This is a genomic window from Devosia oryzisoli, from assembly GCF_014837245.1.
In the GTDB taxonomy this organism is placed as follows: domain Bacteria; phylum Pseudomonadota; class Alphaproteobacteria; order Rhizobiales; family Devosiaceae; genus Devosia; species Devosia oryzisoli.
The window spans coordinates 440,747-454,466 of the sequence record NZ_JACYFU010000002.1 but is presented as its reverse complement, the minus strand read 5'-3'; the positions used below and the strand labels follow the sequence as shown (position 1 = coordinate 454,466).

At 64.4% G+C, this 13,720-nt stretch carries 12 protein-coding genes; 8 read left to right on the top strand and 4 right to left on the bottom strand.

The window, feature by feature from the left end; genetic code table 11:
• Positions 1–85: 85 nt before the first annotated feature.
• A complete protein-coding gene (groL, locus tag IC608_RS08800; RefSeq protein WP_191774589.1) occupies positions 86–1,726 on the bottom strand; it encodes a chaperonin GroEL in 1,641 nt (546 codons plus the stop codon).
• A 61-nt stretch (positions 1,727–1,787) separates the two neighbouring features.
• Entirely contained in the window at positions 1,788–2,078 is a 291-nt protein-coding gene (locus IC608_RS08795) for a co-chaperone GroES (protein WP_191774587.1), read from the bottom strand.
• A 179-nt stretch (positions 2,079–2,257) separates the two neighbouring features.
• Between IC608_RS08795 and IC608_RS08790 the strand changes: the two genes are divergently transcribed.
• Genes IC608_RS08790 through IC608_RS08780 form a run of 3 tightly spaced genes read left to right on the top strand, consistent with a single transcriptional unit; the run spans position 2,258 to position 3,862 of the window.
• Entirely contained in the window at positions 2,258–2,617 is a 360-nt protein-coding gene (locus IC608_RS08790; RefSeq protein WP_191774586.1) for a DUF427 domain-containing protein, read from the top strand.
• Between the two features lie 58 nt (positions 2,618–2,675).
• Positions 2,676–2,867: a hypothetical protein gene (locus tag IC608_RS08785; RefSeq protein WP_191774584.1), complete on the top strand. Its 192-nt coding sequence runs from the start codon at positions 2,676–2,678 to the stop codon at positions 2,865–2,867.
• A 26-nt stretch (positions 2,868–2,893) separates the two neighbouring features.
• Positions 2,894–3,862 (top strand): DMT family transporter, encoded by a 969-nt coding sequence (locus tag IC608_RS08780; RefSeq protein ID WP_345890871.1) that lies wholly within the window; start codon positions 2,894–2,896, stop codon positions 3,860–3,862.
• On the opposite strand, the gene IC608_RS08775 is transcribed toward IC608_RS08780, so the two are convergent.
• Together IC608_RS08775 and IC608_RS08770 are read right to left on the bottom strand one after the other, a co-directional pair.
• Entirely contained in the window at positions 3,859–4,395 is a 537-nt protein-coding gene (locus tag IC608_RS08775; RefSeq protein WP_191774582.1) for a dihydrofolate reductase family protein, read from the bottom strand. The genes IC608_RS08780 and IC608_RS08775 overlap by 4 nt on opposite strands.
• Positions 4,396–4,461: 66 nt before the next feature.
• Positions 4,462–5,892 (bottom strand): sigma-54-dependent transcriptional regulator, encoded by a 1,431-nt coding sequence (locus IC608_RS08770; protein WP_191774580.1) that lies wholly within the window; start codon positions 5,890–5,892, stop codon positions 4,462–4,464.
• Positions 5,893–6,025: 133 nt separating this feature from the next.
• On the opposite strand from IC608_RS08770, the gene IC608_RS08765 reads away from it, so the two are divergent.
• The 5 genes from IC608_RS08765 to ileS all read left to right on the top strand — a co-directional run bounded on the left by IC608_RS08765 (position 6,026) and on the right by ileS (position 13,709).
• Positions 6,026–7,234: an ROK family transcriptional regulator gene (locus IC608_RS08765; protein WP_191774579.1), complete on the top strand. Its 1,209-nt coding sequence runs from the start codon at positions 6,026–6,028 to the stop codon at positions 7,232–7,234.
• Positions 7,235–7,346: 112 nt separating this feature from the next.
• The gene (locus IC608_RS18445; RefSeq protein ID WP_191774577.1) at positions 7,347–8,609 is read left to right on the top strand and encodes an EAL domain-containing protein; all 1,263 of its coding nucleotides are present in this window, start codon (positions 7,347–7,349) and stop codon (positions 8,607–8,609) included.
• Positions 8,610–8,698: 89 nt separating this feature from the next.
• Positions 8,699–9,565 carry a TIGR01459 family HAD-type hydrolase gene (locus IC608_RS08755; RefSeq protein WP_191774575.1) on the top strand — a complete coding sequence of 289 codons (867 nt, stop codon included), beginning with the start codon at positions 8,699–8,701 and terminating at the stop codon, positions 9,563–9,565.
• Positions 9,566–9,599: 34 nt separating this feature from the next.
• Positions 9,600–10,571, top strand: a complete 972-nt coding sequence (locus IC608_RS08750; protein ID WP_210316278.1) for a bifunctional riboflavin kinase/FAD synthetase — start codon at positions 9,600–9,602, stop codon at positions 10,569–10,571.
• 108 nt (positions 10,572–10,679) lie between these two features.
• Positions 10,680–13,709, top strand: a complete 3,030-nt coding sequence (gene ileS / locus IC608_RS08745; protein ID WP_191774572.1) for an isoleucine--tRNA ligase — start codon at positions 10,680–10,682, stop codon at positions 13,707–13,709.
• Positions 13,710–13,720: the final 11 nt, after the last annotated feature.

The following is a 13,720-nucleotide window of genomic DNA, read 5'->3' as shown; positions in this document are numbered from 1 at the left end:
AAAGTCCCGGTGTTGCCACCGGGACTTTCCACGAAGATCGTGACTGGGAAGAAACGATCCTCGAAGCTTGTGTGCGCGGCGTGGATCAGAAATCCATGCCGCCCATGCCGCCCATGCCGCCGCCGCCCGGCATTGCCGGCGCTGCGTCCTTGGGAGCCTCGACGATCGTCGCCTCGGTGGTGATCAGCAGCGAGGCAACCGAAGCGGCGTCCTGCAGGGCGTGACGGACCACCTTGACCGGATCGATCACGCCGAGCGCAACCAGGTCACCATATTCGTCGGTGGCAGCGTTGTAGCCGAAGCTGGGAGCGCTGTTCTCGAGGATCTTGCCCACGACGACGGAGCCTTCGGCGCCGGCATTGTTGGCAATGGTGCGGACGGGCTCCTGCAGGGCGCGACGGACGATGGCGATACCAGCATCCTGGTCGGCATTGATGCCCTTGGCCTTGATGTTGGCCGAAGCACGGAGGAGGGCGACGCCACCACCGGCCACGATGCCTTCTTCAACGGCAGCGCGGGTTGCGTTGAGCGCGTCGTCGACGCGGTCCTTGCGTTCCTTGACTTCGACTTCCGTCGAGCCGCCGACGCGGATCACGGCAACGCCACCGGCGAGCTTGGCGAGACGTTCCTGCAGCTTTTCCTTGTCGTAGTCCGAGGTGGTTTCCTCGATCTGCGCCTTGATCTGGCCAACGCGGCCCTGGATGTCGTCGGTCGAGCCGGCGCCGTCCACGATGGTGGTGTTTTCCTTGGTGATTTCGACGCGCTTGGCCGTGCCGAGCATGTCGATGGTCACGTTCTCGAGCTTGATGCCGAGGTCTTCGGAGATCACCTGACCACCGGTCAGGATGGCGATGTCCTCGAGCATGGCCTTGCGGCGATCACCGAAGCCCGGAGCCTTGACGGCAGCAACCTTGAGGCCGCCACGCAGACGGTTGACGACGAGGGTCGCAAGGGCTTCGCCCTCGATGTCCTCGGCGATGATCAGCAGCGGACGCTGGGACTGAACGACGCTTTCCAGGATCGGCAGGATGGCCTGCAGGTTCGAGAGCTTCTTTTCGTGCAGCAGGATCACCGGGTCCTCGAGGACGGCGGTCATCTTTTCGGCGTTGGTCACGAAGTAGGGCGAGAGATAGCCGCGGTCGAACTGCATGCCTTCGACGACATCGAGTTCGGTCTCGGCGGTTTTGGCTTCCTCGACGGTGATGACACCCTCGTTGCCGACCTTCTGCATCGCCTCGGCGATCATGTCGCCGATTTCCTTCTCGCCATTGGCCGAGATGGTGCCGACCTGGGCAACTTCGGACGAGGAGGTGATCTTCTTGGACGAGCCCTTGAGCTGCTCGACGACTTCGGCGACGGCCAGGTCGATGCCGCGCTTGAGGTCCATCGGGTTGAAGCCGGCGGCGACGGCCTTGACGCCTTCGACGACGATGGCCTGGCCCAGAACGGTCGCAGTGGTGGTACCGTCACCGGCAACGTCGTTGGTCTTGGACGCGACCGAACGCAGCAGCTGCGCGCCCAGGTTCTCGAACTTGTCTTCGAGTTCGATTTCCTTGGCGACCGAGACGCCGTCCTTGGTGATGCGCGGGGCACCGAACGACTTTTCGATAACGACGTTACGACCCTTCGGGCCGAGCGTGACCTTCACCGCATTGGCGAGGATGTTGACGCCGCGCAGCATCTTTTCGCGGGCGTCGGTAGAGAACTTGACTTCCTTGGCGGCCATTTATGGCTCCTTGAGAATATCTGGTGAGGGGGAGGAAAGAAAAACGAACGCGAGAAGCGGCTTAGGCTTCGATCACGCCCATGATGTCGCTTTCCTTCATGATCAGCAGGTCTTCGCCATTCAGCTTGACCTCAGTGCCGCTCCACTTGCCGAAGAGCACCCGATCGCCGGCCTTGACGTCCAGCGCGTTGATCTTGCCGTTCTCGTCGCGGGCGCCGGGGCCCACGGAAACGATCACGCCCTCGGAGGGCTTTTCCTTGGCGGTATCGGGAATGATGATCCCGCCCTTGGTCTTTTCTTCACTGTCTACGCGACGGACGACCACGCGGTCGTGCAGGGGACGGAAGCTCATGATTGCTCCTTGTGGCATCTGTTCAATGCAATTTCGGCCCTCTTAGCACTCGAAAAAGGGGAGTGCTAACAGGATGGCCGGGATATAGGGACCGGGCTCGGGAGGAGTCAAGGGCGCGTGAACGGAGTTTTTGCTCGTGCGTTGTGCTTCACAGACAAAACGACGAAAGAGATGCCAATATGAGCCCAGTTCAAGACCATTCTGCGACCATCACGCCTGTCACGGGACGGGTGCACATCTTTTTCGACGATGCCGAGATTGCCAAAACCATTCGGGCCGTTCAGCTGGAGCGTCCGGGGCACCCTGTGCGTGTCTTCATGCCGCTCGAAGACATCCACCCGGGTATCCTTGAAGCCTCGGACACCACCAAGGACGACGAGGCGCTGGGGCAGGCTCACTTCTATACTGTCAAGACGCTGACCGCCGATGGTGTCGACGAAGCCTGGTACTACCCTTACGCCGAAGGACAGTTCGAGGCTATCCGAGACCTCATCACCTTTGGAGGCGATCGGGTGAAGCTGCAGATTTCGGACGTGTAGCGCGCGCGAGCGCTATTGCCTCTTCCTTCCGCCACTGCACTGCGGCATAAGGCGAGCCATGAGCGAACAATCCCAATACCAGATCAAATTGCGCCGCACGGGCGGCGTCGGCCCCAATGCCAACTGGCAGTGGACCATCCAGGATGCGAGCGGCAAGGTCGTCAAGACCGGTTCGGCCGTTGGCGAGGAGCACAAGGCCTTCGCCACCGCCCGGATCGCCAAGGAAAAGCTGGAAGCCGCCGGCCACTAGCGGGCGGGCAGGGGGAGAACCGACCGGTGAGGGGACGCGCTGCGCCAACCGCTGCCGTGCCCGCGGTCGGCCGGCAGGACAATCCCCTGCGGGGCATCACCCTGAAGGTCCTCTCGGTGTGCTTCTTCGTGGTGATGTCCACGTTGCTCAAAGCCACCGAGACCATCCCTGCCGGGCAGATGGTCTTCTTCCGGTCCTTCTTCGCCCTTGTTCCCGTCCTCGCCTGGCTGCTGTGGCAGAGACGGCTCGGCGATGCCATCCGCACCACCCGGCCTGTCGGGCACGTCATCCGCGGGCTCGTCGGCGTCGCCTCGATGAGTTGCGGGTTTTTCGCGCTGACCCGTCTCCCGCTGCCCGAGGCCACGGCGATCAGCTATGCCGCGCCGTTGCTGATCGTGGTGTTCTCGGCCGTGCTGCTGCATGAACGCGTGCATGTCTTCCGGTGGAGCGCCGTGCTGATCGGGATGGTCGGGGTGTTGATCATCCTCTGGCCGCGGCTGACCGTCTTTTCCGGCGGGCCGGCTCTTGCCGATGCCGAAGCGGTCGGAGCGTTGGCCGCCGTTTGCGCCGCGATCTTCTCCGCCTTCGCCATGCTGCAGGTGCGCGCCCTCGTTCAGACCGAGCGCAGCGAAACCATCGTCACCTATTTTTTCATCAGTGCCAGCATCCTCTCGCTGATGACCGCGCCCTGGGGCTGGGTGTGGCCGACGCCGGATCAAACCGCGCTGCTGATCGGCGCCGGCATTGCGGGCGGTATTGGGCAATTGCTGCTGACCTCGTGCTACCGCTATGCCGACATGTCGGTTATCGCGCCCTTCGAGTATGTTTCGCTGATCCTGACGATCGTCATCGGCTATGTGGTCTTTTCCGACATCCCCACCGGTCCGATGCTGATGGGTGCCGCGATCATCGTCGCGTCCGGGATCGCGGTGATTTTGCGGGAGCACATTCTGGGCCTCGACCGGTCGCGAGCCAAGCAAGCCAGTACGCCTTAGCCCCGCACGCGATAGGTCGACTGCACGAGACCCGATGGGAAAGCCCGGGTCTCCACGTGCTCGAGTGACAAGTCCTGCTCCAGCTTTCCGAATAGCGAGATGCCGTCTCCGATCAAGACCGGGATACGGCTGATCACCAGATCCTCGACAAGGCCCGCTCTGAGGAACGACTGGATCACAGCGCCGCCATCCACATAGACGCGGCGCCAGCCGCGGCCAGCAACCGCTGCCATTGCGTCCGCCGGCGTGGCCTCCATGATTTCCACCTTGTCGGCGATCTCCGCGGGCACGTCCGCCTGCTTGAGCGATCGGCTCAGCACCACGACCGGCCTGGAGTAGTACCAGGGCCGCATCTCCTTGATAGCGTCATAGGTTCCGCGCCCCATGACCACGCCGTCGACCCGCGCCATATGGGCCGCAAAGCCGTGGTCTTCGCCCGGGGTCGGGAAACCGGTCAGCCAGGCGATATCGTGGGTCTTGCGGGCGATGAACCCATCGAGGCTGGTTCCGATGAACACGTGGCCTGTCGTCATGCATCTTCCTCCCTGCGCCAGAAGGAAGGATGGATCGTCCGCGTGTCAGCGCGTGGCAGCAGGCGCTCAGCTGGCGACGGCCATTTCGGCCCAGCTCTGCCGCTTGCGGTAGATGGTGGACGGGCTGATTTGCAGAGCCGCTGCGGCCATGGAGATATTGCCGCCGAACGTCTCGATCGCGTCCTCGATGATGCGCTGCTCCTGCTGCCACATGGGCAGGACCTGCCGGCTGCGGTCCGGGCGAGGCGGTTCGACAGGGGAGGGGGCGGCGGCCTGCGATTCGATATCGGCGGCCATCAGCATGGTCGCATCGATTTCTTCGCCATCGAACATCACCACGATCCGGCGGATCAGGTTCTGCAGCTGGCGCACATTGCCCGGCCATTCCGCACCGGCCAGCACCTGTGCCGCATCGGCAGAAAAGCCGGCAAACTGCTTGTGCTCTTCGGCCGCATAGCGCGCGAGGAAATGACGGGCCAGGACCATGATGTCGGTGGGCCGTTGCCGCAGGGGTGGCAGATGGATCGGCAGCACGTGCAGCCGGTAGAACAGATCCTCCCGGAACAGCCGGTCGGCGATCATCTGCATGGGATTGCGATTGGTGGCGCAGATGACCCTGACGTCGACCTTGCGGGCGGCAACCTCACCGACGCGCGACACCATGCCGGTCTGGAGAAAGCGCAGGAGCTTGGACTGAAGGGAGAGGTCCATCTCCCCGATTTCGTCGAGAAAGAGCGTGCCGCCGTCGGCCAGTTCTGCTGCGCCCTTGCGGTCTTCGTGCGCACCGGTGAACGCTCCGCGCGTCACACCGAACAACTCGCTTTCCATGAGGTCGCGGGGAATGGCTGCGCAGTTGATGGCGACGAACCGCTTGTTCGATCGCGGCCCCTGCGCGTGCAACGCCTCGGCGCAGACGTCTTTTCCCGTGCCGCTTTCTCCGGTGATGAACACCGGCGCGGCGGAAGCCGCCACGCGCGAAATTTGCTCGTAGAGAAACTGCATGGCGCTTGAGGAGCCGACAAAGCCTGCAAAATCGGCCACTGCAGGCCCGGTGGCCGGCTCGGCTGCCAGGGCGCGCGAGCGCCCGTGCCGGTGGGCGAGTTCCCCGATCCGGGCAGCAAGGGCCTCGGGGGAGATGGGTTTGGAGACATAGTCATGCGCACCTGCGCGCATCGCCACGAGGGCGGTGCTCACGGAGGCGCCATCGGCAATGGCGAGAATGAGGGCGCCCTGGGCCAGTTTCACCAGCCGCAGAATCGCGTCCTCGATGCCCATGGCCAGGTCAGCCAGGCTCTCGAGGTCGGCGATGATGATATCGAATCGCTCGCGGCGCAGACGCTCGGCAGCGCTGCGGCCGCCCTCGACGACGACCACTTCGGGCGCAGTCAGCATGGCGCGACTCAGTGCGGCACCGGTCTGGCGGGCAGTCCGCTCCTCACGGTCGATCAGCAGAAGCTGCCCGCAAAGGACGGAATCGCTTGCTGGAAGTCTGGCCATGTGCGCTGCTGTCCGTTTCTTCGCCGGTTCGTGGTCCGTTTGCCACCCCGCAAGGAGGCCTGCGAATGGTGAGCGATTAGGGTAAATATTCCGTTCTTGCGGTCCTGCACCATTCCGGGCTTATGTCACCGCCATGCGACAGAAAGTGAATCAGGACGCCTTCCAGCCGATCGTCAAAGGTGTGGCTCAATCCGGTGTGCGGGTGGCCAACGAACGCGCGGTCATGACACTGCTGGCGGGCATTCCTGGCTGCTCCAACGCCGACATCGCGCGCATCACCGGGCTGGGACCTCAGACGACGGCGCGCATCCTGGCCGACCTCGAGGAGCGCAATCTCATCATTCGCGGAGAGGTGTTGCGTGGGCGGCGCGGCCAGCCGGCGACGCCTTATCGCCTCAACCCTACGGGCGCGTTCAGCCTCGGGATCGAGTTGGGCTGGCGGCATAGCGAAGTGGTTCTGTTCGCCATGTCGGGCGAAGTGCTTGCGAGCCGCCGTCGCGCCTATCCCTTTCCCGATCCGGCGACGATCGGCGCGGCGCTCCTGGAGGATGTCGCCATCCTGAGCTCCGGATTATCCGGCGAACAGCGCCAGCGGTTCATCGGCATCGGCCTGGCGACCCCCGGCACGTTCGGCCAGACATTGACGCGGATGGGGGCCACGGCGGACCAGATGCAGGCTTGGGCCGATCTCGACATGGCCGCTTACCTCGGCAGCAAGCTTGACCTGCCGGTTCACGAGGTCAACGACGGGAACGCCGCGGCCTGGGGTGAAATTGCCTTCCATGCCTCGCCCCGGCCAGCCGGCTTTGCCTATTTGCACGTGGGCACGTTCATCGGCGCAGGGCTCGTGGTGCAGGGCGTGCTCTGGGATGGCCCCACGGGAAATGCCGCCGACCTCGGATCGACCGTCGCCGTCGATAGCAACGGCAAGCCCACCTTTCCCCACCTCGCGGCCTCTGTTTTTGCGCTCTGCCAAAGGCTGGGAGCGGCCGGCATCAGGCCGGAAACGCCCGACCCCATGCAGTGGGACTGGCCCGCTCTCGAATCGGTGGTCGCGCCCTGGCTCGAAGACGCGGGGTATATCCTGGCGCAGACGGTCATGACCACGCGCGCCCTTGTCGAAGTGGACACGCTGGTCATTGGCGGCGACTTTCCGCACCCCATCCTTGCCCGGCTGATCGGCGCCATCCGCCAGAGCCTGCCGCTCTTGCCGCCGCTTGGGCATGGCCTGCCCGATATCAAGCCGGGGCAGTTGGGCCGCTCTGCCGCCGCCATCGGCGTGGCGCAGTTGGTGTTCTTCCACACCTTCTTCTCGCGCGCCTGGGAACTCTTCGAGTCCTGAACGGCGATTAGCGCGGGAGAGCGAAGCCCCGCCGCTTTTGCCGGCCCGGCGTCGATGCTATGACCAGACGAGCCGAATCCCCGGCGCATCGGAAGGGGCTCCAGGTCCGCCCGTGCAGGCACTCGTTTATTCCCTGATCGCACTCGCCTCCGTCGCCATGGGCGCACTGGCCTATTTTGCGCTCGTCTTCACGCCGGCCAATGCGGTCCTCGTGGCCGTGGTGTTCGGCTGCGCCAGCGTGGTGCTGATGGAACGACAATTGCGGGTACGCGCCGAAACCCGCCTCGAGCGTGCGATCGAGGAGCTGTCGCGGCTTCTGGCGACCGATGCGCAGGCCGGCCTGGTTCTCGGCCAGCGCATCAATGCGCTCACCGACCTCAAACCGGGTGAGCGGCTGGAAACGGTGGAAGCGGACATTTCCGTGCTCGGCACCGTCATTCGCCAGGTGGCAGAGGCGGTCGCGGACATGGAGGTGAAGGTCGAGAAAGCCGCCCAGGCGGCCGGTGGCTCCGACCGGCAGCCCAGCCGGTACGAGGTTTCGTATTCGCCCGCCTTCGATCGTGCCCCCCAGCACCTGCCCGAGCCGACAATCCCGCTGCCAATGCTCCGCAAGGCGCTGGCGGAAAACCGGCTGATCCATCACATCCAGCCCGTGGTGAAGCTGCCCCAGCGCCGGCCCGCCGGCTACGATCTCGTGCCGCGGCTCAAGCTCGAGGATGGCGATCTCGCCAACGCGCCGGACTTCATGCCGCGTCGTGGGGGCAGGGACGTCGTGGTGCAGATCGAGTCGAGTGGCCTTGTGGAGGCCGTCACGATCGGCCGCCGCGCTCGCGCGGGCGGTCAACAGGTGACCCTCTATATCCCTCTCTCCCGCGCGACCCTTTCGGACCCGCCGGCGCTGGAGCAATTGCTGGCCATCCTCGACGCCAATCGCGCCATTGCTTCCGGGCTGGTCTTCAAAGTCCCCGATGCCGAATGGCGTGGCATGACCACGCCAGAGCGGTCCACGGTTCAGGCCATCGCGCGCAAGGGCGCTGGATTTTCCCTCTCGGACATGGAGTCGCTTCGGATCGACGTGGCCGACCTCGCGGCGCTGGGCGTGCGATCGGTCCGGGTGGACGCGACGGCGTTTCTCTCCGCACCCGAGCGCTATACCGATTTCCACGTCACCGACATTGCGGCCTATCTCGCCCGCTTCGAGGTGGCACTGATGGCAACGGGAATTACCGGAGAGCGGCAGATCGTGGAATTCATCGACAGCGATATCCTGTTGGTTCAGGGGGATTACGTGGCCGCTCCCGGACCCGTCAGAAGCGATCTTGGTTTCGAACCCATGCGCTCGGTGGGCGCCCAACTGCGCCGAGCCGAGTCTTGAACTGATCCCTTCGGCTGGCCTTTTCTCTTGATCGGCCGGCCCAAACTGACGATAGAGCCACATCAGGCCCTCACCGCTGAAAGACCGCCATGTCTGCGCCCTTGCCAACCATTTCCGGTCTTTCCGATCTGTCGGGGCGCTATGACGCCGTGCTGAGCGATGTCTGGGGCGTTGTTCACAACGGCGTATCTGCCTTTCCCGAAGCGGTGGACGCGCTGCGCAAGTTCCGGCAGGCCGGAGGCCGGGCGGTGCTGATCACCAACGCGCCGCGCCCTTCGGGGCCGATCATCGCCATGCTCGATCGCCTGGGCGTGCCGCGCGACGCCTATGACGCGATCGTCTCGTCGGGCGATTGCACACGCTCCATGGTGGCAAAATATCGCGGTAAGGCGATCCACCATGTGGGCCCGCCCACCGCCGACGACGCTCTTTACGAAGGGCTCGACGTGCGGCGCAGCGGGCCCGAGGAAGCCGAGGCGGTCATCGTCACCGATCTCGACACCGATGATGATACGCCCGAAATGTATCGCGAACGCGCCAAGCTCTGGCTGTCTCGCAAACTGCCGATGATCTGCGCCAATCCCGACCGCGTGGTCGAGCACGGCGACAAGATCATCTATTGCGGGGGCGCACTGGGCGACCTCTATTCGGCCATGGGCGGCATGGTGCATATGGCCGGCAAGCCCTATCCGCCCATCTACGAGGAAGCCTATTATCTGGCCGAAAAGGCGGCCGGCGGCAGCATCGAGAAGTCGCGGGTTCTCGGGATTGGCGACAGCGTACGCACCGACGCTGCCGGGGCGGCGCAATTCGGCATCGACCTGCTGTTCATCACCGGCTCCATCCATGCCGCCGAACTCGACGCCTTCGGCAAACCCGATCCGCAGGCCATCGCCGACCTCGTGGCGCCCAGCCGTGCCCGCGTCGCCGGCTACCTGCCGCGCCTGTCGTGGTAGTGGGCTCGGCGCTGGAGGAGGGGAGGATCGTGGCGTGACCTTCACCCGCCTCTCCAACCTCGACCATTTCCCGCAGCATCTGCGCGGCGCCTTCGTTGCCATCGGCAATTTCGATGGTTTCCATCGGGGCCACCAGTCCATCCTTGCCGCCCTGCGCGAGGCGGCGCGGGACGCCGGCGCGCCGGCAATCGTGCTGACGTTCGAGCCGCACCCGCGGGACGTGTTCGCTCCGGCGCCCTTCATGTTCCGCCTGACGCAAGGCTCGGCCAAGGCGCAACTGGCCGAGGCGCTCGGCCTTGATGGCATCCTGGTCCTGCCGTTCGACAAGGCGTTTTCCCAGATCGAGGCGGAGACCTTCGTCGAGGAATTTCTCGTTGAGCGCATGCAGGTGCGCGGCGTCTTCATCGGCGCCGATTTCCACTTTGGCCGGCAGCGCCGCGGCACGCCACTGTTCCTGCAGGCAGAAGGGGAAAAGCGCGCCTTTGCCGTGACCATTCTCGATCTGATGGACGAAGGCGACGAGGTCATTTCCTCCTCGCGCATTCGCGCGGCCCTCTCCGAAGGCAGTGTCGCTGCAGCCAATCGACTGCTCGGCTACCACTGGTTCTTCGATGGGTGCGTCGTCAAGGGCGACCAGCGGGGCCGCGACCTCGGCTACCCGACGGCCAACACCCTGACGCCGACGGGCTTCCAGCTGGCGCAGGGGGTGTACGCCGTGCGGGCCCGCCTGGGCGACCGGCTGCTCGATGGCGTTGCCGCCTATGGCAAGCCGATGTTCGACAACCAGCGGCCGCCGTTCGAGACGCATCTGTTCGATTTTGACGAAGACATCTACGACCAGATCCTTCATGTGGCGCTGGTGGGCCACATCCGCGGCCAGGAAGTGTTCAACGGCCTGGACGAACTGATTGCCGCCATGGATCGCGATAGCCGGAAGGCGCGCGACATGATCGCCAAGGCCCGGCCGATCAGCGAGTTGGACCAGAAGCTGGGGTTCTTCCGGTAAGGGCCATTCCGCTCGAGGGGGAAAAGAGGAGGCGCAAATCACCCTTTGCCCCCGCTGCCCTTGCTTGCTACAACCCGCCGCAAAACTCCCTGAACCGATTGCCGACCCATGAACGACACCGCACAAGGCGCGACCGAAACCGATTATTCGTCGACGCTTTTCCTGCCGGAAACGAACTTCCCCATGCGCGCCGGGCTGCCCCAGCGTGAGCCGGACTGGCTCAAGCGCTGGGAAGACATGGACATTTACGCCCTGCAGCGCGAGCAAGCCAAGGACCGGCCGCTCTTTACCCTGCACGATGGCCCGCCCTACGCCAACGGCAACATCCATATCGGCCACGCGCTCAACAAGACCCTCAAGGACCTTGTGTCGCGCTCGATGCAGATGCTGGGCTACAATGCGGCTTATGTTCCGGGATGGGACTGCCACGGCCTGCCCATCGAGTGGAAGATCGAGGAGCAGTATCGCGCCAAGGGCAAGGACAAGAACGAGGTTCCGGTGGTGGAATTCCGCCAGGAATGCCGGACCTTCGCCGAGCAGTGGGTGGATATCCAGCGCGAGGAATTCAAGCGCCTCGGCGTGCTCGGCGAGTGGGACAACCCCTACCTCACCATGAGTTTCGACGCCGAAGCCCAAATCGCGCGCGAGCTGATGAAAGTCTCGATGTCCGGCCAGCTCTATCGCGGGTCCAAGCCCGTGATGTGGTCGGTGGTTGAACGCACTGCCCTCGCTGAAGCCGAGATCGAGTATCAGGACTATGAGAGCGATACGATCTGGGTGAAGTTTCCGGTCTCGCGCATCGCAGCTGTGGATGGCAGCGACACCGACGCGGTCATAGCGCATCGCGAGCATCTGACCGGTGCAAGTGTCGTCATCTGGACCACGACGCCCTGGACCATCCCCGCCAACCGGGCCATCTCGTTTTCGAGCCGCATCACCTACGGCCTGTTCGAGGTGACCGCCGCGCCCGCCGAAAACTGGGCCAAGGTCGGCGACAAGCTCATCATTGCCGACAAGCTGGCTGCCGAGGTGTTCGCCAAGGCCAAGGTCGAGGGCCACACCCGTCTGCAGGACGTGCCCGCTTCCGTGCTCGGCGCTCTGGCGGCGCATCATCCCCTGCGCGGCCTTGCGGGCGGATACGAATTTGACGTTCCCCTGCTCGATGGCGAACATGTCACGGATGATGCCGGCACCGGCTTCGTGCATACCGCGCCCGGTCACGGCCTCGACGACTTTGGCATCTGGATGGAATCGACCCGCCTGCTGCAGCAGCGCGGCATCGACCCTTCGATCCCCTATGTGGTCGACGACGGGGGCTTCTACACCAAGGATGCTCCGGGCTTCGAGGGGGCACGCGTCATCGACGACAACGGTAAAAAGGGCGACGCAAATCAGCGCGTCATCACCGCTCTGGCAGAGCGCGGCGCCATGGTCGCCCGCGGCCGCGTCAAGCACCAGTACCCCCATTCCTGGCGCTCCAAGAAGCCGGTGATCTACCGCAACACGCCGCAATGGTTCGTCTATATGGATCGGCCGATCGGGGCATCCCCCTCATCCGGCCCTGCGGGCCACCTTCTCCCCGAGGGGGAGAAGAATGCTCCCGCGCCCGCGAACACCTTGCGCACGCGTGCCCTCGCGGCCATCGACAAGACGCGCTTCTATCCGGCCACCGGCCAGAACCGCATCCGCGCCATGATTGCCGATCGGCCTGACTGGGTGCTGTCGCGCCAGCGCGCCTGGGGCGTGCCGATCACCGTTTTCGTCCACAAGGAAAGCGGCGAAATCCTCAAGGATGAGGCGGTGAACCACCGCATCGCCCAAAGCTTCGAGGAAGAAGGCGCCGACGCCTGGTACAAGCCCGGTGCGGCAGAGCGCTATCTGGGCGCGGACCGCAATCCCGACGACTACGAGATGGTGCGCGACGTGCTCGACGTCTGGTTCGATAGTGGCTCGACCCACGCCTTCGTGCTGCGCAACAAGCAGAAATGGCCGTATCTGAAGTTCCCGGCCTCGATGTATCTCGAAGGCTCGGACCAGCACCGCGGCTGGTTCCATTCCTCGCTGCTCGAAAGCTGCGCCACCAACGGCTACGCGCCCTATGATAGCGTTCTTACCCATGGCTTCACCATGGACGGCGAAGGCCGCAAGATGAGCAAGTCGCTGGGTAACGTCGTCGCCCCGCAGGAGATCATCAAGCAGTTCGGCGCCGATATCCTCCGGCTCTGGGTGGCCTCTTCCGACTATTCGGAGGATCTGCGGCTGGGCAAGGAAATCATCCAGACCACGGTCGACAGCTATCGCAAGCTGCGCAACACGCTGCGCTGGCTGCTCGGCAATCTGGCGCACTTCAAGGCCCACGATCTGGTCGACCCCGAGGACATGCCCGAGCTCGAGCGGCTGATGCTGCACCGGCTCGCCCAGCTCGATTCCGGCGTGCGCGCCGCCTACAAGGAATACGACTACCGCAAGGTGGTGACGCTGCTCACCAACTTCATGAATATCGAGCTCTCCGCGTTCTATTTCGATATCCGCAAGGACGCGCTCTATTGCGATCCGATCTCCTCAGTGCGCCGCCGCTCTGCACTGACGGTGCTCGATCATCTGTTTAACTGTCTGACGGCGTGGCTCGCACCCATCCTGGTGTTCACCATGGAAGAGTGCTGGCTTGAGCGGCATCCTGAGGACGGCTCGTCCGTGCACCTGCGCCTCTTCCCCGAGGTTCCGCCGAATTGGATCGACGACGGCCTGGCCCAGAAGTGGCAGTTGATCCGGGCCGTCCGTCGAGTGGTGACGGGGGCGCTGGAGATCGAGCGGCGGGAAAAGCGCATCGGCTCTTCGCTGGAGGCCGCTCCGCGCGTCTTCCTTGAGGATGCGCGCTACGCCGCGGCGCTCGATGGGCTCGACCTCGCCGACATCGCCATTACCTCCGCCATCAGTGTCGAGCAGGGTTCTGGCCCGGCCGACGCGTTCCGGCTCGAGGATGTTCCCGGCGTGGCCGTGGTGCCGGCGCTGGCCGAAGGGCGTCGCTGCGCCCGCTCGTGGAAGGTGTCGCCCGATGTGGGTTCGGATGCGGACTATCCCGATGTCACGGCACGCGACGCCCAGGCCTTGCGAGAACGAGCCGCTGCCGGCCTCTAAAGGGCAGTTTG